Genomic DNA, 25,009 nt, shown 5'->3' with positions numbered 1-25,009 from the left:
TGAAAAAGGGCCGCCCCTTGGGCGGCCCTTTCGATTCTCGTCTCGCCTGTCCAGTTCGGATCAGACGTGGACCTGGGTCTGAGCGTGACTGTTGTCGAGGATCATCTTGATCACGTCGTCACCTCCCGTGAAGTTGGTGCCGGTGTCCTTGATCGTCGCGACATTGGTCCAGCCGGAACCGAGATTGACCTGCAGCGTCAGATCGCCATTGTTCAGCACGCCGCTGCCGTTCGCCGATGCGAGGCTGGAGTGCCCACCGCCATCGACAAAGCGGACCGCATCGGCGTGGTTGCCGGAGACGCCGGACAGCAGGCCGGACAGATCGATGACATCGCCGCCGCTGCCCGACTGGAAGTCGAGGATGCTGTCGAGACCACCGCCGGTGAGATCGCCGGCCTGCCACTTGAAGGTGTCAGAGCCGCCATTGCCGGTCAGCTGATCGCTGCCACGGCCGCCGATCAGAACGTCCGCGCTGCTCGAGCCGATGATCGTATCGTTGAAGTTCGAGCCGATCACGCCTTCCATGTTCTTGTAGGTGTCCTGGCCGATCCCGGCCAACGTCGGTCCGGTCGTGTTGGAGCTGCTCTGCGCCAGCGTGAAGGTGATGCCGGCCGTCGCATCGGAGAAGTCGAGCAGGTCGATGCCGACGCCGCCGTCAATGGTGTCGCTGCCGCCACCACCGCGGATGATGTCGTCACCATCGCCGCCATTGATCGTGTTGTTGGCACCGCTGCCGATCAACGTATCGTCGCCCGAACCGCCGGTCACGCGCTCGATATTGGCAATCGAGCTGAAGCCGGTCGCCGTTCCGGCTCCGAGATTGACCGTCACGTCCTCGCTGGTGACGTAGGTCAGCGTATCGCTGCTGCTGCTGCCGAGATCGGCCGTCACCGCCTCGATGTTGCTGAGCTTGGTCCCGTTGACGTCGGTGATGACGCCGCCGGCAAGCGTGACCCACACCAGATCCTGGGACGAGGTGCCCTCAATCGTGAAGGTGTCGGTACCGATGCCGCCGTCGACGATGTCGACGCCGTCGTTCACACCCCAATAGAAGGTATCATTTCCGGAACCACCGATCGTGAAATCGTTGCCGCTGCCGCCCCGGATCGAGTCGTTGCCGGCGCCGCCACTGATGTAGTCGGTGTTGGCACCACCGAGCAGCGTGTCGTTGCCGCCGAGACCGTAGATGCCGTCATCGTCGGCGCCGCCGTTGAAGTTGTTGCCGCCGCTCGACCCGATCATCACGTCGTAGCCGTTGTTGGCGTTGGCTTCGAGCGGGTTGTCCACCGTCGCGGTGATCGCGTCGCCGTCGTTCGCGCTGTAGCCGGACAGCCATGGGGCCGAGCCGACGACGTTCGAATTGGGCGACAGCGAGTTGATGGTGAGATTCAACGCTCCGTTGTCGAGCGCGTTGAAGGCGAGATAGGTCGACACCGACGACACCGAGTCGGTCGCCGTCACCTTGTAGACGTACAGGCCGGCATCGTTGTTGTCCGGATTGCCGGTGAACTGGCTGCCGCTGCGCTGAATCCAGCCATCGTCGCCGGTCGAGCTGTAGACCAGGGCATAGGTGTAGGTGACCGTCCCGTAGCCTCCGGAGAACAGCGAGGCAGCATTCAGGCTGATCGTGTTCGGCGAATCGGTATTCTGGGACAGCGCATAGCGTCCGTCCACGCTCGTGGTGTCGACGACAGCCAGCGGCGCCGGCTCGTTGGTGCCGTTGATGGTGACGTCGATGACCTGGCTCGCGGTGCCGTCGACCGACTTCACCGTCAGCGTGTCGTGCTTGACGTCGCCGTCGTTGAGCGCCTGAACGTTGGCGGCCGAATTGTTGAGCGTGTAGCCCCACGCACCGGTCACGGCGTTGAAGGTGAAGGTGCCATAGGTGCCGGCCAGCGAGGCCGGGGTCTGGAACTGGTTCTCGCCGCTGTCGACGTCGGAGACCGTCAGCGTGCCACCGGCGGTCAGCGTGCCGTCCTCCTTCACCGTACCTGCCGCGGTGCCCGAGATCGACGCGGCATCGTTGACGCCGTTCACGGTGATGGTGACGGTCTGGGTCGTGGTCCCACCATGGCCGTCGTCGATCTTCACCGTGTAGGTCTGATCGATGTGGTCGCTGGCGCGCAGCGACTGGATGTCGGCATCGTTGACGCTGAACGTCCAGTTCACCTTGTGATTGGCGTTGTCGACCGTGGCGTTGAACGAACCGTAGTAATTGCTGCCGTTCGGCGTGCTGTACGTCACGGTCTGGACGTCGCCGTCCACGTCGGTGAAGGCGATCGCGCCGGACGCCTTTTCGACGCCGGGCGTCACGCCAGCGATCTGCACGGAGACGTCGTCCAGCGAAACGTCACCGGAGCCTGTGAACTTGATCACCGTCGACGTCGAGGTCGCCGTGAACTGGTAGGAGTGCTCCGTCCAGCCGAAGTTGGAACCGCTCGTCTGCACGGTTGAGCCGTTGACGCTCAGGCTCAGGCTGCCGCCATTCAACGTGTAGTAGTCGACGACATAGGTCGCACCGACGACCGTGGTGATGGTCTGGCTCAGCGAGGTCGGGTCGTCATAGAAATAGGCCGAACCGCCATCGGTGTGGCCGCCCATCACCATCACTTCCTGGGCACCGCCGACGGTCCAGGCCGACAGCGTGTAGAAGCTGCCATTGTAGTAGAAGAACGAGTCGTTCTGGATCAGATTGCCGGTGTTCGCGGCATAGGAGGCATCCTCCGTGACGCTTCCCGCAGTGGTGCCCGATCCGAACGTCGGGGCGTGGTTCGGGACCGTGACAGTGCCGGTCTGGCTGCTGGTCACGTTCTCGCTGAAGCCCTGGCCGTCGATGTAGGTGACGTTGGCCGAGATCTTGTGGCCGACGTCGTTGGCGCCGAGCGTATAGGTCGTCCCGGACGCACCGTTGATGACGGCACCATCCCGCAGCCAGTGATAGACCACGTTGGATGCCGCGCCGTCCGGATCGCTGCCGAGATTGGCCGTCAGCGTCTGGCCCTGGTTCGCGGTGCCCGTCACCGTCACCGTTGCGGCGCCGTCATTGACCGGCGTGATCGTCAGCGTGAAGGTGTCCGAGGCGGCATATTCGCCATCGCCGGCATACACGGTGACGTTGACCGCGCCGGCAAAGTTCACCGGCGGTGTCCCGCTGAAGGTGCCCGTCGCCGCATCGAAGTGCAGCCAGGCTGGCAGCGCACTACCGTCCTGCTGAACCGCCTCCAGCGTCAGCGGACCGTTGGTGCCGTCGAAACGACCATCGATGTCCGCGAAGGTGTTCGCCGGAATGGTGAAGCTGAACGGCTGGTCCTCCGCCGAATTGTGGTCGACGATCGCGTTCTGCAGGGTCGGCGCATCATTGTTGCCGATAATCTGGATCGTCACCGTCTTGGGAGTGCCGTCCTCGGTGTAGACCGTGAAGCTGTCGGTCAGCGTGGTCTGGTTTTCCTTCAGCGCCTGGATCGTCGGATTGTTGTTGTAGAGGCCGTAGGTCCACTTGCCGTCGCTGCCGATGTCGAACCAGCCATAGCCGTTGGCCGTGTTGGAAGCGGCCGCCTGCCACACGTCGTTGTGGCCGTCGACGTCGGTCGCATTGAGGTCGCCGCGGGCGATGGCATAGAGCGGGCTGCTCTGGCTGTTGCCCACGCCTCCCTCCTCCGCGATCGTGCCGGTGGAATCGCCGGTGATCACGGCCGCGTCGTTCACGCCGGTGACGGTGATCTTCAGGGTCGCGGTGTTCGACACCGCGCCCGACGGATCCTTGTCGGTGTAGGTGAAGGTATCGATCGCATTGACGCCGGCGGCCAACGCAGCGGCCTTGTCGGCGACGTAGGTGTAGGAGCCGTCGGCGTTCAAGGTCAGATGGCCGTAGGCGCCCTCGATCGAGGTACCCACACCCGCCCCCTGCGTCACGCTGCCGGTGCCGGCGACGACGCCGGACACCACGAGCGACGAGACGCCGGTGTCGGCATCGGTGTCGGCGACCGAGCCGCCCGTCGAGCCGCGGACGACGCCATTGGCCGCCGCAATGTTGATCGTGCCGTCCTCGAGCACCGCATTGGTATCGGAGTTTGCGACCGGCGGATCGTTGGCCGGGATGACCGCGATATTGACGGTCTGGGAGTCGCTCAGGCTGCCGCCGCCGACATTGCCATTGTCGTTGATGGTGATCGTGACCGAGCCCGGCTGGTCGCTGTTCGGCGTGAACACGGCCGATTCCAGATAGTGGTTCAGATCGCTGATCTTGAACCCGCTCATGGTGAGCGTCTGGCTGGCGTCGAACACGCCGAGCGACGGGATCGAGATCATGCCGCCAACGATGTCCAACCTCACGAACGCCACGACATCCCCGTCCGCGTCCGAGAACGTGATCGCGTTCGCGCCGCTGAAAGCGAACGCCACGCCTTGATTGGCGGTCACCTGCGTCGGTGCATGGACCTCGGGCGCATCGTTCACCGGGGTCACGTTGATCGTCAGCGTACCGGTGTCCGTCTGCCCGGCCGCATCGCGCACGGTGTAGTCGATCGTATCGGCGCCGTAGAAGTCGGCCTTCGGCTTGTAGACATAGGTGCCGTCGGCGTTGAAGTGGATCGTGCCGCCCTTGGCCGTCGTGAAGTCGCCCGCGACGACGCTCAAGGTGTCGCCGGTGTCCGGATCGCGGTCGTTGTGCAGGACGCCCTGCACCGGGTTGGACACGGTCAGCGTCGCATCTTCGGTCGCCGTCGCCGTGTCATCGCCGGCAATCGGAGCATCCTCGATCGGGTTGATGTTGATCGTGATCGTCTGCGTCGCGCTCAGACTGCCGCCGCTGCCGACATTGCCGTTGTCGTTGATGGTGATCGTGACCGATCCCGCCACGTCATTGTTGGCGGCCGGCGTGAATACGGCGGACGCGAGATAGTTGTTCAGATCGCTGATCTTGAACCCGCTCATCGTGAGCGTCTGGCTGGCGTCGAAGACGCCGAGAGACGGGATCGAGAGCGTCCCGCCGACGATGTCCAACCTCACGAACGCAACGACATCGCCGTCTGCGTCGGAGAAGTTGAACGCGTTGGCACCGGTGAACTGGAACGACGTGTCCTCGTTCGTGGTCACCTGCGTCGGCGCGTGGATCTCGGGCGCGTCATTGACCGGAGTAACGGTGACGTCGATGGTCTGCAGATCAGTGATCGCCACGTCCCTGTGAACCTGGCCGTCCGACAGCGTCGCCTGGTCGGTGACCTCCACGGAGACCGACAGCGTGAAGGTGCCGTTGTAGTTTGCCGGCGGCGTCACCTTGAGCGGCTGGCTGTTGAAGTTGACGATCGCGGTCTGGTCGTCGATCACCCACTTGCCGGCATCGGCACCGGTGCCGGCATGGCCGACCGAGAAGGTCGCACCGTCCGGATATCCCGTGATCAGCATCCGCAGGTTTTCGGAGCCGTCGTGATCGCTGACCCCGGCCGTCATCACCTTGAGGGCGATCGCGCTGTCCTCGGCGCCCGTGGCCGGCCCGACCTCGAAGAAGCCTATTGTCGGCGAATCCGCCTTCGGCGCAACATCGACCGTGACATGCGCGGTCGCGGTGCCGCCATCGCCATCGCTGATCGTGTAGTCGAAGCCGGCGACGCCGGAGAAGTTCCTGTCCGGCGTGAACAGCGGATTGCCGTTGTTCAGCGAAACCGTGCCGTGCGTGGCATTGCCGACGCCGGTGACGGTGAGCGTGTCGTTGTCGACGTCGGTGTCGTTGTTGAGCAGATTCAACAGCGCGTTGATCGTGAGCGGCGAATCCTCCGACGCCTCCACCCTGTCGTCATGCGCGACCGGCGGGGTGTTGAAGATGCCCGTCAGGGTTCGCGTGCCGTCGGTGAACGTGAAGCTTTCGTAGTTTGTGAAGGTGTCGGTCAGTCCGCCATGGGTGACCTGCACGCCGATCAGCGTCACACCATCCGAGCCGAACACCTTGGTGTAGGTCGCGTCGGCGAGCTTGAAGCCGAACTTCACGGTGTCGCTATCGGAGCCGCCGTCCGAGACCACGCTGGTGTTGCCGGCGAACCGGGTCAGGTCGAGCGTGTCGTTGCCGGAGCCGCCGTTGAATACGATGGTCGAGGGCGCGATCGCGGTGCCGCTGATGTCGGTGATCGTCACCGTATCGCTGGCGCCGCCGCCTGCGATGGTGACGCGCTCGATCTCGTCGGCGCGGATGGTCGCGCCGTTCGGGCCGTCATAGCGCACCAGGATGTCAGTGGCGTTGCTCGCCGCTGCGTCATTCAGCGTCGGATCGATGGCCGTACCGGACGAGGTCTTGCCGATGGTGAAGTTCCGCGCATTCGCATCGCCAGAGATCGCGAGCACGTCGTAGTCCGGGAAGGCCGAGCCGGACTCCGAGCCGCCATCGACGACGTCGTCGCCGTCACCGACCGTGTGGAGGAAGGTGTCGTTCCCAGCCCCGCCGAACAGCTGGTCCGCACCTGCCCCGCCCTTGATGACGTCGTTTCCCGCACCGCCGAACAGCTTGTCGACCCCGCTGCCGCCGACCAGGATGTCGTCGCCGCCGGAGCCGTGCGCCTCGGTCACGCCGCCGAGCTTGTCGATGCCGACCACCTTGTCGGTCACCGAGGCACGGTCGGTCACGCTGTGAGCCCCGACGGTCTCGCCGAGGATCGTTGCCGAGCTGTCGCCGAGATTGATGAACACCGGCGAGTTCGCAGCATCGTAGCGCGTCGTCGTCACCGTGCCGGCGGCATCGACCCGGACCGTGAAATTGTTGGCGAAGACGTCGTGATCGCGGTCCTCCACCTCGAACGCGAAGTTGAGGTCGAGATACTGGTCGGCTGCGCTGGCCGTTCCGATCGGAGCCGGATGATCGAGCGGCTGCAGCAGGGTGAAATTGTAGGAGCCGCTGCCGGCCTCCGACAGCGTCACCGTGAACACGGCGGCGTCAGCGGCGTTGCCGGTGACCTGGCCGTTCTGGCCGATATAGTCGATGCCGCTCATGCGGTAGGCGGTCAGCGTGGTGTGATCCGCCGAGAGCACGTAGCTCAGCCCGAAGCCGAGCGAGGTCAGCCCCGACATCTGGTGATGAGCGGCGTCGTAGACGCGCACCGGCGAGGCGCCGGGGAACGTCACCGACGGGCCCGAGCTGTCACCGTCGGCGCCATAGGTGATCTGCAGATCGACCGCGCCCGTCGAAACGCTGCCGGCCGCCTCCGAGATGCCGACCGTCTCGACGTCCTGCGACTGCGCGCTGTCGTCGTTGACGGTGATGATGATCTGGCCGTGCAGCGCAAGCGAGTCGCCGTCGGAATCGACGGCGGTCACGGCCGTCGACATGTCGAGCGTCAGCGCGTTGTCATGGCCGGTGCCGACGTGGTCGAGCGCCCCCTTCAGGCGGAACGAATATTGGCCGGTGTTGGCGTCGACCTGGAATTCGAAGATCGTCACGCTGCCGGCCTTCGCCACCAGCATGTTGTTGGCGGTATCGATGCTGTAGGTCAGCGCCACGCCGCCCGAGGTCAGCGACAGCAGCTCAGGCGCGAGGTTGGTCTTCTCGACCCTGTAGGTGCCGGGCTTGTCGGCGCCGAACGACACCAGCGAGGTCAGATTACCCGTATAGTAGGAATCGTTACCATTGGCATCGCCGTTGAGGTCGCCGCCATGCAAGCCGCCGTTAGCGACGGTCACCGTTCCGTTCGGCAGCTCGCTCTCATAGACGGCAACAGACTGCACGGTCGCGGTCGCCACTGGGCTGTCGTCGTTGATCGTGACGGCGAAGGACGAGCTGGTGCTGTCGCCATCGGCATCGGTGGCGGTGAAGCCGAAGGTCAGCTTGATGTCGTTCTCGCTCTGGCCCGCCGGATGATCGACATGCTTCAGCAGCGTGAAGCTGTAGCTGCCCGAACCGGAATCATCGAGGCTGACCTTGAAGACCTGGTTGGAGGCCGCCGGCGCGGTGTTGGCATTAACCGGATTGGAGCCGGTGTAGCCGTAGAGGGTGTTGCCGACCACCCAGTACTTGACCTGCTCGCCATTGACCTTGAGCAGGCCTGCATCCGACGACGCGTTCGCGCCGTTGGTGAAGCCGGAGAAGGCCACCGCGCGATTGGCCGAGCCGCTGTTGTTGTCGTCGGCGCCCCAGGAGATCGCCAGCGAGCCTGTTGCGGCGATATTGGCGCCGGCGACGTCGCCGGTTGCCGCTGCCGTGTTGCCGCCGGACAGACCGTCCTCATCGACGGTGCCAGCCACCGGCGTACCGATCGCCGGACGGCCGTTGTCGTCATTGATGGTGACGGTGAAGTTGCCTGTGGCTGAATCGCCGTCGGCGTCGGTCGCGGTGAAGCCGAGCTTCAGCGCGAGCGCGTTGGTCTGGCCGGAGCCGATGTGATCGACATTGTCCAGGAGCTCGAAAGTGTAGTTCCCCGAGCCGTTGTCAGACAGGGTGACGTGGAACACCTTGCGGTCGCTCAGGCTCAGCGAGCCGCCATTGTCATTGGCGACGCCCCAGATCTCCGTATCCGAGACGCGGATGAACTGCACGGTCACGCCGTTCGAGGTCAGCGCCGGGCTGCCCGAACCGGTCGTGCGCACGATGTCGCCGCTGTCGATCGTCGGATCGAACGCGATGGCGCGGTTGGCCGTGCCCGCATTGCCGTCGTCGGCGCCCCAGTTGATGTTGAGCGCGACATTCGACGCCGTTTGCGTCTCGAACGCCTCCGCACCCGCGGCACCCGTGGTATTCTCGGTCAGCGTCGCGCCGCTCGGCGTCCCCACCACCGGCACATCGTCATTCACCGAAACGGTGAAGCTGTTGCTCGACGTGTCGCCGTCGCCGTCGGTCGCCGTGAAGCTGAAAGAGAGATTGACGAGGTTCTCGCCGGAGCCGGCGGGATGATCGATGTTGCCGAGCAGCTTGAAGCTGTAGGAGCCGTCGTTCTGATCGCTCAGTGACACTTCGAACACACGGGCGCCGTGAGCAAGATCGGTGCCGGTGTAGCCGACCAGCACGCCGTTCTCGAAGGCATATTTGACGGTCTGTCCGTCCGAGGTCAGCGTCAGATTGCGGCCAGAGCTGTCCTCCGCGTCGACGTTGGCGCTGGCGCTCGAATAGCGGAACGAGACCGACCGGTCGCCGAGGCCGCCGCCGGCCGTCTTGTTGTTGTCGTCGCTGCCCCAGCTGATGTTGAGGTCGCCGCTGACGGTCGTCGATTCCTTGGAGGAATCGGTGCCGTTCGACAGATCGTCCTCGTCGACGGTCCGGGAATCGCCGGCCGCCGCGACCGGCGCAGTGTCGATCACGTTGACCTTGAAGGTGCTCGTGACGCCGTCGCCGTCGGAATCCGTCGCCTTGAAGCCGAAGGTCAGCGGCAGGCCGTCGTCGTTCGCGCCCGAAGCAGGGTGATCGAGGTTGTCGTAAAGCGTGAACTTGTAGCTGCCGTCGCCGCTATCGGACAGCTGGATGGTGAAGATCGTACGGTTGTCGGCGCTGACGGCCGTCAGCAGCGTGCCGTCGCTGGACACCGTGTAGCTGATTGCCGAACCGTCGGAGGTGAGGCCTGTTGCACCGGCGGCGGTGGTGAACACCACCGACCGGTTGTGGCCGACGCCGCTGTTGTTGTCGTCGGCGCCCCAGGAGATGTCGAGATCACCGGTCTGCACCGTCGAGTTCGACGCATCGGGATGGCTGGTGTCGTAGCTGGTCGTCGGTAGGCTTGCTTCGCTGACGGTCTCGTCGTCGGCGCAGCCGATCGTCGGCACATCGTCGGTGACCTGCACCGTGAAGCTGCTGGTGGCGCTGTCGCCGTCGGAATCGGTCGCCTTGAAGCCGAAGTTCAGCGCTCGGCTGTCGCTGCCCGCGCCGCTGTGGTCGATGTTGTCGAGCAGCGTGAACTTGTAGCTGCCATCGCCGTCGTCGCTCAGCGTGACGGTGAAGACCGTGCGATGGTCGGTGGTGACGGCGGTGAGCGTGGTGCCGTCGGCCGAGATCACGTAGCTGACCGCATAGCCATTCGAGGTCAGGCCATCCGGTGCGGTCGTGTTGAAGAACGCCACCGAGCGGTTGTTGGTCGCGCCGGAGTCGTTGTCGTCGGCTCCCCAGGAGATGGCGAGCCCGCCGGTCTGGACGGTCGAATATGGCGAATCCGGGAAGGCGACATCGTAGAGATCGGTCGGCAGGTTGGATTCGCTGACCGTCTCATTGTCGGCATGCCCGATCGTCGGGACATCGTCGACGACGGTGACGGTGAAGGTGCTGCTGCTCGAATCGCCGTCGGAATCGGTCGCGGTATAGTCGAACGTCAGCTTGACGACGTTGCTGCCCTGCCCGGCCGGATGATCGAGATTGCCGAGCAGCTTGAAGGTGTAGGTGCCGGTGCCGTCGTCATCCAGCGAGACCTCGAACACGCGCTGGCCGAAGGCCAGGTTGCTGCCGGTGTAGCCGACCAGCACGCCATGATCGAAGGCGTATTTCACGGTCTGGCCGTCCGATGTCAGGCCGCTGAGCGCAACATCGCTGCCGTTGGTCACATGGACATCGGCCGCGGCGTTGGAGGTGTTGGCGAAACTGACCGATCGATCGGCCGCGCCGCGGTCGTTGTTGTCGGCACCCCAATTGATGTTGAGCGCGCCGGTGACCTGCGGATCGCTGCCGCCGCCATGCCCATCACCGTGGTGCCCATCATCGTCGTGTCCGCCGAAGTCGCAATCACCGCCGGCGCCGAGAGCGGCTTCGCTGATGCTCTTGGCAGTGCCGGCCTGCGCCACCGGGCTGTCGTCGTTGACGCTGACCTTGAACGTGCCGCTGACCTGGTCGCCGTCGGAATCGGTGACGACGTACTTCAGCGTCAGCCCGATGTTGTCCTCGGTATTCGGAACGGGGTGGTCGAGATTGTCCAGCAGCGTGAAGGTGTAGGAGCCGGAATCCACGTCGGACAGCTTGACCGTGAAGACAGCGGCGTTGGCCTTGCTGTTGGTCCAGTTGCCGTTGCCGTCGATATAGTGCTGGCCGTCGAAGCGGTAGGCCGTGATCAGCGTGCCGCCTTCGCTGACGGCGTAGGTCAGCGCAATGCCGTTCGAGGTCAGATGCTGACCTGCGAGCGTGGTGGTGGCGTCAGACGCGAAGGTGACCGCGCGATCGCCCGCGACCGGCGAGGCGCCGGTGATCCCGACATTGCCGAGATTGTTGGCACTGTCGGCACCCCAGGAGATGCCGAGATTTCCAGTCGCGACCGTGTTCTGGCCGGGCACGTCGTTCGGACCGCCGGCGATGCCGGTCGCCAGTCCGTCCTCGTCGACCACACCGGTCGCGATCTCCCGGTTCAGCACCGGCGCGTCGTCATTGACCTTCACGGTGAAGGTGTCGGTGACCGCGTCTCCGTCGGAATCGGTGGCGACGAAGCCCAGCGTCAGCGTGACGTCGTCCTCGGTGTTGCGGACGGGATGATCAATATTGTCGATCAGGGTGAAGGTGTAGGCCCCCTGCCCTTGATCGGACAGCGACACCGTGAACACCGCGGCGCTCGCCGGATCGTCCGTCGGCTTGCCATTCGCGTCGACATAGGTCTCGTGCGCGGCATCGTAGCGATAGGCCGACAGCAGCGTTCCGTTCTCGGACACGACATAGGTCAGCCCAAAGCCATTCGACGTCAGATTCTTGGCGTCGAGCGTCGCGATCACGTCCGCGGCAAAGGTGACGGCGCGATCACCGTTGACCGGCGAACCGCTGATGCCGCCGTCGACCTTGCCGTTGGCGCTGTCGGCACCCCACTGGATGCCGAGGAAATCAGTCACGGTCAGATTGACGCCGGCGGCATCCTTACCGTCCGCATAGGAATTGCCGGGATTGCCGAGCCCGTCCTCGTCGACCACCGAATAGGAGACGCGCTCGCCGAAGGTCGGCGCGTCGTCGTTGACGTCGACAGTGAAGCTGCCGGTGATCGCATCGCCGTCGGAATCGGTGGCGACGAAGCCGAGATTGAGGGTGATGTCGTCCTCGGTGCCATGCACCGGATGATCGAGATTGCCGGTCAGCTCGAACGTGTAGGAGCCGGCGTCCATGTCGGACAGCGAGACCGTGAACACCGCGGCGCCGGCCTGCTCCGTCGGCTTGCCGTCGGCGCCGATATAGGTTTCGTTCGCCGCGTCGTAACGATAGGCGGTCAGCACCGTGCCGTTCGACGACACCTCGTAGTGCAGCACGAAGCCGTCCGAGGTGAAGTTCTGGGCCTCGAGCGAGGCCACCACGTTCGCGGCGAAAGTGACGGCGCGATCGCCGTTGACGGGGGAGCCGTTGATGCCGCCATCCACATTGCCGTTGGCGCTATCAGCGCCCCAGACGATGCCGAGCGTGCCGGTCGCCGTCAGTTCGGCGCCGGCCGCATCGCCGCCATCCTCATAGCTGTTGCCGTCATTGCCGAGGCCATCCTCGTCGACGACCGTGTGGCTCGGCTTGCCGTCGAGCACAGGCGCGTCGTCATTGACCTCGACGACGAAGCTGCCGTTGATCGCATCCCCGTCGGAGTCGGTGGCGGTGTAGCTGAAGAACAGCGCCTGATTGTCTTCGCTGCCATGGACCGGATGATCGAGGTTGCCGGCCAGCGTGAAAGTGTAGGACCCGGCATTCTGGTCCGACAGCGACACGGTGAATACCGCGGCGCCGGCGAGATCCTCCGTCGGCTGGCCGTTGGCGTCGATGTAGTGCTCGCCGTCAAACCGGTACGCGGTCAGCAGCGTGCCGTTCTCGGTCACAGCATAGGTCAGCGCAACGCCGTTCGACGTCAGCCCGAGCTCGGCGAGCGAGGGGATCGCCATGGAATCGAAAGTGACGGCACGGTCGCCGTTGACCGGCGAGCCGTCGATGCCGCCATCGACATGGCTGTTGGCGCCGTCAGCCCCCCAGAGGATGCCGAGCGACTTGGTCACCGTCAGATCGGCACCGGCCGCGTCGTTGCCCTCCGCATAGCTGTCGCCGACATTGCCGAGGCCATCCTCGTCGACCTGGCCGGAGCTCTGCTCCGCACCGATGACGGGCGCGTCGTCGTTGATCTTGACCGTGAAGGTGTCGGTGATCGCGTCGCCGTCGGAATCGGTGGCAACGAAGCCGAGATGCAGCGTCAGATCATCTTCGCTGCCATGCTGCGGATGATCGAGATTGGCCGACAGCGTGAAGGTGTAGGAGCCGTAGCCCTGATCGGACAGCGACACCGTGAACACCAGCGTGCCCGAGCCCCCTTCACTGCCCTCGCTGAGAGCGTCGGCGCGATAGGCGATCAGCGTGGTGCCGTCCGCCGACAGCTCGTAACGCAGCGCGAAGCCGTCCGAGGTCAGATTCTGCGCCTCGAGCGTCGCGACGACGTCGGGCGCGAAGGTGACGGCGCGGTCGCCGTTGACGGACGCGCCGGTGATACCGCCGTCGACATGGCTGTTGGCGCTGTCGGCGCCCCAGCGGATGCCGAGCGTGTCGGTCACGGTCAGGTCTTCGCCGAAGGCGTCGGTGCCGCCCTTATAGCTGTCTCCGGCATTGCCGAGGCCGTCCTCGTCGACCACCGAATAGCTCGGCTTCTCGCCGAAGACAGGCGCGTCGTCGTTGACCTTCACCGTGAAGGTGTCGGTGATCTGGTCGCCGTCGGAATCGGTGGCAACGAAGCCGAGATCGAGCGTGATGTCGTCTTCGGCGCCATGCTCGGGATGATCGAGATTGCCCGACAGCGTGAAGGTGTAGGAGCCGCGGTCCACGTCGGACAGCGACACCGTGAACACCACGGCGCCCGAAAGCCCCTCGCTCCCCTCGACGTTCAGCGGCTTGCCGTCGGCGCCGACATAGGTTTCGTGTTCGGCGTCGTAGCGATAGGCGGTCAGCACCGTGCCGTTTGACGACAGCTCGTAGCGCAGCGTGAAGCCGTCGGAGGTGAGATTCTGCGCCTCGAGCGTCGACACCACGTCCGCAGAGAAGGTGACGGCGCGGTCGCCGTTGACCGGCGCACCGTCGATGCCGCCGTCGACGTTGATGTTCGCATCGTCGGAGCCCCAGCGGATTCCGAGCGTCTCGGTGACCGTGAGGTCCTCGCCATCGGCATCGCCGCTCTTGATGACGGCGAGCTTGAAGCTGTCGCCCTCGCCGCCCTCCTCGCCTCCGGAATGGTAGCTGTCGCCGGGATTGCCGAGGCCGTCCTCATCGACGACCGAGTAGCTCGGCCGTTCGCCGAAGCTCGGGCCGTCGTCGCCGATATTGACCGTGAAGGCGCTGTCGACCGGGTCGCCGTCGGCGTCGGTCGCGACTACATTGAACGTCAGCGGCTGCGACGCGCCATTGGCGCCGTTGTGGTCGATGTTGTCGGACAGCGTGAAGGTGTAGCTGCCGGATCCCGTGTCGGACAGCGTGACCGTGAAGATGGTGCGCTCGCCCTCACCGCTGCCGGCGGTGGCGATGATTTCGGTGCCGTCGGCCGAGAGGCTGTACGAAATGGCCTCGCCGTTGGAGGTCAGACCGAGCGCCTGAAGCGTCGCGATCTCGGACGACGCGAACACCAGCGAGCGGTCGCCGTCGACCACCGTGCCGGTCGAACCGCCGTCGACCTTGTTGTTGCCGCTGTCGGCGCCCCAGGAGATGCCGAGGTCCACCGTCTCGGTGGTCTGGACGAACCCGCCTTCGCCGTTGGTCTGCTCGGCCAGTGCCGTGGTCTCAATGGTCGACGCGACCGGAGAATCGTCGTTCACGCCGATCACGATCGTCACCGGCGCCGTGTCGCCGCTGCCATCGATCGCGATGACATCGACGGTGAGGTTCAGCGTGTCTTCGGTCCCGAACACCGGATGGTCGAGCGGGCGCAGCAGCGTAACGGTATAGGTCCCCGCGATCGTCGAATTGGCGTCGAGCGTGATGGTGAAGACCTGGTTGGCCGTGATCGACGGATCGCTGCCGATATAGCCGATCAGCTCCGGCTGGCCGTTGATGGTGGTGATCGCAAAATGCACCTCCTCGCCGCCGGATGTCAGCCCCGCCAGCCCCGGCTGCGAGGCCGCAAACGCGAAGGCGCGGCCGATCACGTCGGTGCCGAAATCGACGTTCAGCGAGCCGGTGAAGCTCGTGGCTACGCCACCGACGTCGCCGTTGCCGCCGGGCTGCCCCTCGGACAAGCCATCTTCGTTCAGCAGCGCGGGTTGGACGCCGCCGGGGATCGGCGTCGGGTTCGGCGTGGTCGGAGTGTCGCCGAAATTGGTCCCGGTGGACTCGCCGGCCAACAGAGCCAGCGGCGTGCCGCCCGTCAGCTGATCGATGGTGAAGGCGCCGAAATTCGCGCCGGCCGGCACGCCCGGCGCACCCGCCGTTCCGGCCGCCGGCAACACCGATTGGTCGGTCGTGATCGGAAACAGCTCGGCGAACTGATCGCCGTTGATGATTCGGTCAGGGCCGACTTCGAAGCTGACGTCCTTCAACGGCGCGCCGTTGTTGTCGAAGACAGGCTCGATCGCCACCGTCGACTGATTGTCGAACAGAATGATCAGGCGGCTACCGATCTTGACGAATGTCAGCCGCTCGCTGGCGATCTCGCTGAGATCGATCTGGTTCTGGCCGTTCAGCTGGACCGTAACGGACTGGCTGCCCTGCGGCTTGCCAATCTTGATGTGCTTTGCAGAGGCGCTGGTGGGCTGCGAGGACGTGCCGGTCAACTGGGCCAGCAAGACAGGAGCGTTCATGCGCCAAAATCTCCAAAGTCGGGGCGCCTTGGTGGCGCTCCCATTTCTGCGATTAAACTATTATTAAAGTTTAATTCGGGTCAATATTACCAGCGTCTCTTAACCGGACTTTAGGGACTTTGGGTAAATGCAGTCAAGTGCAGCCGCGTTTACCAAGGTCAACGGGCCGGCGGAAATGCTTGGGGACTGCGGGACGTCCGGGATCGGACTCAAGAATAGAACGGGTCTATTCTATTAATCTGGGCCGGGCTCTCAGGTATTCGGGCCGGCTATACTTGTCGAAGGGCACCGCGCGCGGCGTGCGAATAAGGCAGGAACGCCTCAAAATCGACGAAATGGAACCGCCTCCCGCGAATTATTTGCGGGAGACGGGGGTTATTCTTCTGAAAGATTGAAAAAGACCGGAGCGGTCAGATCCGGCTGACGACGCAGGGGATCGGCTCGTACTTGCGCAGGTACAACATCGCCTGGTCATTGATGCCGTCGAGCCACACACCGCGGCCCGCATAGCGGTAGCCATTGCCCATTGGGATCAGACGAACAGGGATGGCGTGATGCGCGCTGAGACGCAGCTCGCCTGTGACGATTTGCCCGGGCGCGAGCACGGGACGAGAACGCAGCACATAGTTGCCGCCGTTGTCGCAAGAGATCGCGAACGCTGCGCCGGGCAACATGAGATCATGCGCCGCTGCGCTGCCGACAGACCCACCGACTGCCGCGAGGGCCAACGCCCCGTACATCATGACCTGCTTGATCTTCACTGCAATCCTCCGCTCGCCAGCTTCCCGCGCGCATTAAGACCGCAAATCGCCGCGACGACAAGTCGTCGTGGCGACGCAAGTCAAAGCAGCAGCGGCGCGCCCGGCTGCCAGCCGCCGCCGGTCTCCGCCTCGGCCGCCGGCGCGAGATCGCTCTCGCTCTCGTGGTGCAGGCGTTCCGCATAGGGCGCCGCGAACAGGCTGACGCCGCGCTGGTCGATCGCAAACAGCGGCATGAAGGATTGCAGATCACGACCTTCCATCAGCGTGGCCCGCCGATTGTCGAGGACGAGCCACTTGCCGTCGATTCGCACGGCGAGAACCGCGTGATCCTGCCGCACGGCGAGGTCACGCACCAAAAGCAGCCGCAGATCGGATTCGGGTGTACCTGCCGCCAGCAACAAGGCGTATTTGGCGATCGCGTAGTCCTCGCAGTCGCCGAGCCCGCTCCGCAGGGTCTGCAGCGGCGCGCTCCAGACGTCCGGCAGGCCGTGCTGCTGATCGTCGCTGACATAACGCACGGCCTGATTGACGCCGCGATTGACGATTTCCGCGCGCGCCCGCTCGTCGCCGGCCGCCACGGCCGAGCGCTTGAGCGCGATGAAGATGCGCTCCGACGCCGAGCATCGCGCATCATCTGCATTGCAGCGCTCGATCGACAGCCGCTCGCTGCTCATCGCGCCCTGGATTCCCCGCCATTTGATCCACAGCAGGCCCTCGGGCGCGCGGAACGTCATCAGCCCGAACGGCTCGTCGCTGGGCGCCGGGACCGCAGGCCCCTGTGGCGCATCGCTGCCGATTCCAGCGCGCACAGCGGTGCCGTTGGATGCGACCTCGATCGGGCCTGAAGCGGCGCGGCGCAGGCCATCATGCTTGGCGAGCACGGCATTGATGGTGAAGAAACGAACGGGCGGCGGCACCGACAGTGCACTATCAGCATTGTCCCGCTGGGATCTGCGGCTCGACGTCTCGGCGAAGGCGGCCCCAGCGCAACCGGCCGCCACCGAGAAGGCAAGCGCAAGCCCCAGCGCACGCGGGATTCCCCGCGGCCGATCGATCCGCAACATCACTGACGCCCCGTATGCTCCGGGGCATCGGCCGACATCATCGTGTCGGTCCCCGTCCCGGTTGTTATGGGATCAGGGATAGAGCCGGCGCCGCTTCGGGCCGGTTAAGGCGCGGTCAAACCCGCGGCCAAGCTGGCAACGCAACTAATCGCAGCCCACCGGATCGCGTTGCATTTGATCGATTCAGGGTTTGGTAACGCTGCGCGTCCCGGCTGCTGCCTCGATCGGCGCAGCGTACATCCGGGATCGCATGAGCCTTCCAGGAGAAGCCAGCCGCGCTTGCGCTCACCCGAGCGAGGTGCTGCGCGCTCAGCGCTCGCGCAGGGCCTCGTCGCGCAGCATCCGGGCGGGCCTGACCAGATAGTCCAGCACGGACTTCTTGCCGGTGAGGATCTCGACGGTCGCCACCATGCCGGGGATGATCGGGAGCGGCTGCTCGGCCGTCCCGAGGTGGTTCTTCTCGGTGCGAACCATCACGCGATAGAAGGTCTCGCCGCGCTCGTTCTTGTCGCCCTTTTCGTCGGTGATGGTGTCGGCGCTGATCCGCTCGACGCGGCCGTGCAGCGAGCCGTACACTGAGGAATCATAGGCGCTGAGCTTGACCACCGCCTCGTGGTTCGGACGGATGAAGGCAATGTCCTGCGGACGGATGCGGCCCTCGACCAGCAGCGTATCGTCGAGCGGAGTGATCTCCATCAGGCTGGCGCCGGGCGCGACGACCGCGCCGATGGTGGTGACGTTGAGCCGGTTGACGATGCCACGCACGGGCGAACGCAGCTCGGTGCGCCGAACGCGATCCTGAGCCGACTTGATGTTCTCGTCGAGCACGGCGAGATCGCCGCGGGACTTGGCGAGATCGTCCTCGGCCTGGGCCCGAAAGGCGGTGACGATGTTGAGCCGGCGCGCGCGCGCCTCCTGCACGGCGGACTCGGTCTTCACGATGCTCGCCTGCACGACCGCGAGCTGCCCGCGCATGTCGGTGGCCTGGCGATCGGCGCGCAGCATCTCGATTTCAGGCACCACCTTCTGCTCGTAGAGCTTGCGGGTCAGCCCCAGTTCGCGATTGAGCAGCGCCAGCGTCTCCGAGAACCGCTTCTCGCTCGCCCGGAGCTCGTCGATCTCCTTGCTCTTTTGCTGCTCCTGCTGCTGCACGACGTCGACGTCCTGCGCCAGCTTGCGGGCATGGGCGTCGAACACCGCGCGCTCGCTCTGCACCGCGCGCGGCGCATCGGCGACGAGTTCGTCGGGAAATTCGACCTTGCTGCGGCCTTCGGTCTCCGCCGCCAGCCGGATCACCCGCGCCGCCATCGCGCCACGGCGCTCGCGAATCTCGCCGAACTGAGAGGCAAACGTCGTGTCCTCGATGCGCGCCAGCGGCTGATCCTTCTCGACGATCGCGCCTTCCTGAACCAGGAGATCGGCGATGATGCCGCCCTCCAGCGATTGCACCACCTGGGTCTGCCTGGACGGCACCACCTTGCCATTGCCGCGCTTGACCTCATCGAGCACGGCGAAATGCGCCCAGATCAGGAAGGTGAAGAACAGGCCCAGCGAGGCGAACAGCAGCATGCGCGCCGTCTTCGGCGTGCGCAATTCGACCGCCGCGCGGATGTCGTTGGAGAATGCGAAATCACTCTGCGCCATGTCACCTCGTCCCTTGGACCGGCTTCACGGCGGGGCTCGTGGCCGGTGCCGCCGCCGGCGGCTGCGGACGCAGCATGGTGAGGATCTGCGCGGTCGGACCGTCGGCGACGATCTTGCCGGAATCGAACACCAGGATGCGATCGACCAGCGACAACAGCGAGGGCCGGTGGGTCGAGACGATGATGGACATCTCGCCGGCCCTGTCGCCCTTGGCCAGGACCTTCAGCCGCTCGAGGAATTCGCCCTCGCTGCGCACGTCGAAATGCGCGGTCGGCTCGTCGAGGAACAGCACGCGCGGCTTGCGGATCAGGACGCGGGCGAGCCCGATCGCCTGCTTCTGTCCGCCCGACAGGCTGCGGCCGCCCTCGGCGATCATCATCTCGTAGCCCTGCGGATGGCCGGCGATGAAGGTCTCGACGCCGGCGAGCCGCGCCGCTTCCAGCACCTCCTCGTCGGTCGCGGCCGGACGGCCGAGCGTGATGTTGTCGCGCAGCTTGCCGTAGAACAGGTCGGTGTCCTGCAGCACGAAGCCGATGCCGGCGCGCAAATCCGCCGGGTCGTATTGCGCGATGTCGATGCCGTCGATCAGGATGCTGCCTTCAGTCGGCGGATAGAACGCGGTGGCGAGGCGGCCGACCGTCGTCTTGCCAGAGCCGACGCGCCCGATGATGCCGATCTTCTCGCCCGGCTTGATGTCGAAGGAGACGTTGTCGAGCGCCTTGGCCTGGCTTCCCGGATAGGCGAAGCTTACATTCTTGAACTGAATCCGGCCCTGCTTGATCTCGCGCGCGACGTAGATCTTTTCCGGCGGGCGCTCACGATCCAGCGACATCAGCCGGTCGATCGAACGCAGCGCCGATGTCGTCTGGGTGAAGCGCGTCATCAGGCCCGCGATGCCGGCGATCGGACCGAGCACGCGGCCGGACAGCATGTTGGCCGCGACCAGCGCGCCGACCGAGAGCTTGCCGTCGAGGATCAGGAACACGCCGACCACCACCAGCAGCAGGCTGCAGAACTGGCTTGCGACGCTCGCCGCGGTCATCGCCATCGACGCCCAGAACTGCACGTCCTCGCTGGAGCGCGCCTGCGCCGCCACCGAGCGTTCCCACACCGTCTGCACCCGGCTCTCGCCGGCCACCGCGCGGACCGTCTCCATCCCATTCAGCGATTCCACCAGAATGCCGTGCCGGGCGGCCGATTGCGCCTGCATCTTGCGCATCGCGCGATCGAGCGGGCGCTGGATCAACAACCCGACTGCGATCATGACGGGTAGCATCAGAAGCGGAATCCAGGCGATGGGACCGGCAATGATGAACAGCACGATGATGAACACGACGGCGAAGAGCATGTCCGTCGCCGACACCACGGTGCCCGAGGTGAAGAACTCGCGCACCGAATCGAAATCGCGAAGCTGGTTGGCGAGGATGCCGACCGACGGCGGCCGCTTGTCCATCTTCAGCGCCATGACGTGCTCGAAGATGTTGGCGGCGAGCACCACGTCGATCTTCTTGCCGGTCATGTCGATGATGCGGCTTCGGACCACCTTGAGCAGGAAGTCGAATCCGATTGCCAGCGCCAGGCCGACGCCGAGCGCAACCAGCGACGGGATGGCGCCGTTCGGAATGACACGGTCGTAGACGCTCATCGTGAACAAGGGCGCCGCCAGCGCCAGGATGTTGACGATGAAGGCTGCGATCGCGACATGGCTGTAATTGGCGCCGAAGCGGCTGACGACGGACCAGAACCAGTGCGTCTTCGGCAGCTCGCCCGCCGCATCGACACGGGCATCGGCGATCGCAGCCGGCCGCACCAGATAGGCAAAGCCGACATATTGCGCCGCGACCGTCTCGATGCGCTCGATCGCCGGCGCTTCGCGGTGCGATGGATCGACGATGGTGAGACGGCCGGCCGCCTCGTCGATCGTCAGCAGGATGCGCGTGGTGCCGTCGTGAAACATCAGCACGCAGGGCAGCACCAGCGCGGGAATCTCGCTCAGCGGTCGTTCGACCAGTTGCGCCTCGAGCCCTGCCCGGCGCGCGGCCCGATCATACAGGCCGATGCTGAGCACGCCGCTTTCCAGCGGCAGACCCGACAAGAGCGCGCTGCGACTGAGGGCGCGGCCATGATGAGCTGCAAGGTAGAGCAGACTGTCGCTGAGCGGATCGGATGCCGGGGGAGCCGCGCTCGCCTGTGGCAGCACGGGCGCCTCTTCCAGCTCGAACCTGGTCGGACGAATATTCAACGATGCCTCGGAAATCCAGCGGGCCAACCAGGCAACACGGGGCTGCACCCAGCGCATTCTGCTAATGATTTTCGTTTAGCCCAATTCTGTGGCCAGGACCCGTATTTTTCGGGGTCTTTGCCGGTAGCAGGGTGACAATATCGTCGCAGAGTAAATGCGAAAAAGCTGGCGCGGTATGCGCCAGCTTTTCGCGAGGTTCATTTCGGTGCCGGCCCGCCCGATCCGATGCCGCCATACTTTCCGGACACGACGAACAGCGACGTATCAGCCGGATCGCTCGAGGCCCAGCGATCACCGAAGGTGATCGGCGTAGGTTGCTTAGATCCACCGTCTTCCAGGCCGAACAGCGGCACCGGACCTGCGGCGCTCAGCGGTGCCGGACCTGGCGAGGGTGCGCTCAGCCGCAGCGGCGGCAGACGGTACCCGACGAAGCCGCCAGAGACGTCGAGCGGTACGGTCTCCGGCGGATGGCCGGTCTTCAGATAGGCCAGCATCTGCCCCATCGCGGCGAGCAGCTGATAGTCCGCGAACACCACGACTCCGCGCGCCGACACCAGCGACACGTTGGCATTGAAGTACTGGTTCTGCGAGTTCAGCAGGTCGATCAGCGTGCGCTGGCCGAGCTCATATTCCTTGTTGTAGGCGATGAAGGTGCGGCGTGCCGCCTCGACGTCGCGCACCAGGGCCGCAACCCGATCGGCGGTGATGATGCGGGCCGCCCAGGCCTTGTCGATCGACTCCAGCGCATCGCGCTGCAACCGCGCGTGCTTCTGCTGCTCCTGGATCATCCGCTGCGCGGCTTCTTCACGGCGCCACGAATTCTGGCCGCCGTTGAAAATATCCCAGGAGGCCACGACCTTGCCGCTCACCTCGTCGTAGCGGTTGTTGTAGGTGATCGACTCCTTGCCGGTGGTCGCGCGGCCTTCGAGCGAGACCGTCGGCAGGAAGGTGCCGGTGGTGGCGTCGAAGCCGCGCTTGGCGGCGGTCACGTCCGCCGCGGCCGCACGCAGCGTCGGATTGAACTTGTAGGCGATGTCGAGCGATTCCGCCTTGTCACGCGGCAGGTCCGGCAGACGGCCAGGGAAACGCAGGTTGTACGGCTCGACGCCGACGACCTTGCGATATTTCGCCCGCGCGACTTCCAGGCTGAGGCGGAATTCCTCGAGCACGGCCTGGGCTGCAGCGACGCGCTCTTCCGCCTGCTGGGTATCACCCTCGCCGGCCCGGCCGCCCTGGAAGCGCGCCAGCACGTTCTTGCGCAGCTCGAGATGGACCTTGAGATTCTTCTCGGCGAGGCCGACCAGCGTCGTGTAGCGCACCACGTCCACATAGGCCTCGGCGGCATCGAGCCCGATCAGCTCGGTGCGCTCGAGCACGCGGAACGCAGCCGCATCCACGCGCGCAGCCTGTCTCCACACCTCGTTGATGGAGGAAAATCCATCGAACAGCAGCTGGCGCACGACCACGCTGGCCTCACGGCCGCGCAGGTACCGGCCATTATTGTTCGGCGCAGGCGTGACATATTGCTTGAGCATTTCAGGGCCGGCGCTCGCATCGAGACGGACCTGCGGGAGCAGGGTTCCCTGCTGCTGGCGAAGCTCCGATTCCGTCGCGCGACGGTTGGCTGCCGCCTCGCCGACGCCCGGATTGGTTTTCACCGCCTGATTGATGGCGTCCTGAATCGTGAAGGGTTCCGCCGCAAACGCCGGGCTAAAGCCCATTCCCACGACACAAATGAAACCGAGTGAATGTATGATCTTCAACATACAGTATCGGTAACAAAGCCGCGATCAGCTCGCAATGGAGCTCGCCACACTTCCGGCGAAAAATCGACCCGATGTTGCAGAATGGCGACTCCCTGCCACATTCCGGAAAATTCATAAACTCGATCAAGAAAGTAGGGAGAAGATCGCGGGAAGCCGATGGTGGGGGAGGCAGGACTCGAACCTGCGAAGCCATGAGGCGGCTGATTTACAGTCAGCTCCCTTTGCCACTCGGGACACTCCCCCGTATCGATGGCAGTCGACGATCGGCCGCGAGAACAGCGGTTGAGCGACCAGCGGCGCCATTGAGACGGTAAGACCGCGGGGGCCCGGATGAAGGGGCGCGCGCGACCGGGGCCCTTATGATCGAACCGGCCCCTCAAAGTCAACCAAGGGACGACGAATTTTCCCCTCTCGGCGGTGCCAAATTGCCAGAATCCGGAAGGCGTGACAGAAGCTCGTGCATGAGCGAACGCGACCGTAAGCCCCCTTTTCGCCGCCAAGGCGGCAAATCTCCCGGCAAATTCTCCGGCAAGCCGCGCGGCTTCGAGCGGCAGCAGGCTTGGCGCGAGCGCGAGTCCGGTCCCGACGGTCCCGTCATTCTCTATGGCTGGCATACGGTCACCCTGGCGCTCGCCAATCCGAAGCGCAGGATTCGCAAGCTCTACGTCACCGAGAACGCCGCGCGCCGGCTCGCTGACGAGCGGATCGAAACCAAGGTGACACCGGAGATCGTCCGCCCTGGCCAGATCGACCAGCGGCTCGGTCCCGATGCGGTGCATCAGGGCCTGCTGGCGGAGGCTGATCCCCTGCCCTCACCGGACATCGACACGCTCGAACCGGAGGGCATGATCCTGGTCCTCGACCAGATCACCGATCCGCACAATGTCGGCGCCATCCTGCGCTCGGCGGCCGCGTTCGACGTCAAGGCGATCGTGACCACGGCCCGCCACAGCCCGGAGGCCACCGGCGTGCTGGCCAAGTCCGCCTCGGGCGCGCTGGAGCTGGTGCCGATCATCACGGTGCAGAACCTCGCCCGCGCGCTGACCCGGCTCGACGAGCGCGGTTTCCAGACGGTCGGACTCGACAGCGCCGGTGCTGAGGACATCGCCGCCGTCACCCTCCGCGAGCCGCTGGCGCTCGTGCTCGGCGCCGAGGGCAAGGGTCTGCGCCAGCTGACCCGGGAGACCTGCAGCGTGGTGGCCCGGCTCGACATGCCCGGCGCGATCAAGAGCCTCAACGTCTCCAACGCCGCAGTGCTCGCGCTCTATGTCGGCGCGAGCCGGCTCGGGCTGATGTCCAGATGACGAAACGCCCGCGCGCTGATGCGCACGGGCGTTCGCGACGAAGGCTGGCTCGATCGATCAGTAGTAGCGGCGCAGCACGCGGCGGCCGTGATAATAGGACGAAGCGCCCCAGCGATAGCCGCCGTGCGGCTGGGCGTAGACCACTTCGGGGGCGACACGGGTCGCCTCATAGGCGTGGTGGCGATGGTGATAGCGATAGACCGGGAGCGCGCGCTCCTCATAGGCCGGGTACGGTGCGAACGCGCCGGGACCGCTGTAGGTCGGGCCCTGGTTGACGTAGTAGTACTGCCGGGTCGGCTCGGGCAGCCGCTCATAATGGGCGCTGCAGCCGCCGCATCCGGCGTGACCGTAGCTGTAGCCGGGCTGATAGGTATAGGCCGGCTGATAGGTCACGGTCGGCGCGCATGGGCTGGCATAGCCGCAAGGCGCGCAGGCCGTCGCGCCACAGGCCGCGGCGGGCGCACTGCCCGCGACGGCGAGGCCGGCAATGGCGACAAGTCCTGAAATCACTCCACGCATTACTCTCTCCTGATGATCTGGTTTTTTATTGTGGTCTCGT

8 protein-coding genes and 1 tRNA gene are annotated in these 25,009 nt (G+C 65.1%); 1 reads left to right on the top strand and 8 read right to left on the bottom strand.

Annotation, left to right across the window (positions count from 1 at the left end):
- Nucleotides 1-60 precede the first annotated feature (60 nt).
- The 7 genes from QXZ94_RS05240 to QXZ94_RS05210 all read right to left on the bottom strand — a co-directional run bounded on the left by QXZ94_RS05240 (nucleotide 61) and on the right by QXZ94_RS05210 (nucleotide 23,389).
- Nucleotides 61-15,669, bottom strand: a complete 15,609-nt coding sequence (locus tag QXZ94_RS05240; protein ID WP_315719528.1) for a VCBS domain-containing protein — start codon at nucleotides 15,667-15,669, stop codon at nucleotides 61-63.
- Nucleotides 15,670-16,079: 410 nt separating this feature from the next.
- Entirely contained in the window at nucleotides 16,080-16,430 is a 351-nt protein-coding gene (locus tag QXZ94_RS05235; protein WP_315719527.1) for a hypothetical protein, read from the bottom strand.
- A gap of 80 nt (nucleotides 16,431-16,510) precedes the next feature.
- Complete coding sequence (locus QXZ94_RS05230) at nucleotides 16,511-17,494, bottom strand: transglutaminase-like cysteine peptidase (protein ID WP_315719526.1); 984 nt, start codon at nucleotides 17,492-17,494, stop codon at nucleotides 16,511-16,513.
- 309 nt (nucleotides 17,495-17,803) lie between these two features.
- Nucleotides 17,804-19,138, bottom strand: a complete 1,335-nt coding sequence (locus QXZ94_RS05225; protein WP_172130871.1) for an HlyD family type I secretion periplasmic adaptor subunit — start codon at nucleotides 19,136-19,138, stop codon at nucleotides 17,804-17,806.
- Between the two features lies 1 nt (nucleotide 19,139).
- A complete protein-coding gene (locus tag QXZ94_RS05220) occupies nucleotides 19,140-21,437 on the bottom strand; it encodes a type I secretion system permease/ATPase (protein ID WP_315719525.1) in 2,298 nt (765 codons plus the stop codon).
- Between the two features lie 140 nt (nucleotides 21,438-21,577).
- Nucleotides 21,578-23,101, bottom strand: a complete 1,524-nt coding sequence (locus QXZ94_RS05215; RefSeq protein WP_315719524.1) for a TolC family outer membrane protein — start codon at nucleotides 23,099-23,101, stop codon at nucleotides 21,578-21,580.
- A gap of 202 nt (nucleotides 23,102-23,303) precedes the next feature.
- Nucleotides 23,304-23,389, bottom strand: a tRNA-Tyr gene (locus QXZ94_RS05210).
- Between the two features lie 218 nt (nucleotides 23,390-23,607).
- On the opposite strand from QXZ94_RS05210, the gene rlmB reads away from it, so the two are divergent.
- Nucleotides 23,608-24,450, top strand: coding sequence for a 23S rRNA (guanosine(2251)-2'-O)-methyltransferase RlmB (rlmB, locus tag QXZ94_RS05205; RefSeq protein WP_315719523.1), 843 nt, complete (start codon nucleotides 23,608-23,610; stop codon nucleotides 24,448-24,450).
- Between the two features lie 57 nt (nucleotides 24,451-24,507).
- Here the strand turns inward: rlmB and QXZ94_RS05200 are convergent, their stop codons facing one another.
- A complete protein-coding gene (locus tag QXZ94_RS05200) occupies nucleotides 24,508-24,969 on the bottom strand; it encodes a hypothetical protein (RefSeq protein WP_315719522.1) in 462 nt (153 codons plus the stop codon).
- Nucleotides 24,970-25,009: the final 40 nt, after the last annotated feature.

This window comes from Bradyrhizobium sp. SZCCHNS2022, from assembly GCF_032377575.1.
Lineage (GTDB): Bacteria > Pseudomonadota > Alphaproteobacteria > Rhizobiales > Xanthobacteraceae > Bradyrhizobium > Bradyrhizobium aeschynomenes.
Note: the sequence above shows the minus strand (reverse complement) of the source record. Positions and strands in the feature narration are given on the sequence as shown.

What these genes read in the sequence shown, in the direction of transcription:
- QXZ94_RS05230 (WP_315719526.1), bottom strand. Translation starts at nt 17,494, where the DNA reads ATGTTGCGGATCGATCGGCCGCGGGGAATCCCGCGTGCGCTGGGGCTT.
- QXZ94_RS05215 (WP_315719524.1), bottom strand. Translation starts at nt 23,101, where the DNA reads ATGGGCTTTAGCCCGGCGTTTGCGGCGGAACCCTTCACGATTCAGGAC.
- QXZ94_RS05225 (WP_172130871.1), bottom strand. Translation starts at nt 19,138, where the DNA reads ATGGCGCAGAGTGATTTCGCATTCTCCAACGACATCCGCGCGGCGGTC.
- QXZ94_RS05200 (WP_315719522.1), bottom strand. Translation starts at nt 24,969, where the DNA reads ATGCGTGGAGTGATTTCAGGACTTGTCGCCATTGCCGGCCTCGCCGTC.
- rlmB (WP_315719523.1), top strand. Translation starts at nt 23,608, where the DNA reads ATGAGCGAACGCGACCGTAAGCCCCCTTTTCGCCGCCAAGGCGGCAAA.
- QXZ94_RS05240 (WP_315719528.1), bottom strand. Translation starts at nt 15,669, where the DNA reads ATGAACGCTCCTGTCTTGCTGGCCCAGTTGACCGGCACGTCCTCGCAG.
- QXZ94_RS05220 (WP_315719525.1), bottom strand. Translation starts at nt 21,437, where the DNA reads ATGCGCTGGGTGCAGCCCCGTGTTGCCTGGTTGGCCCGCTGGATTTCC.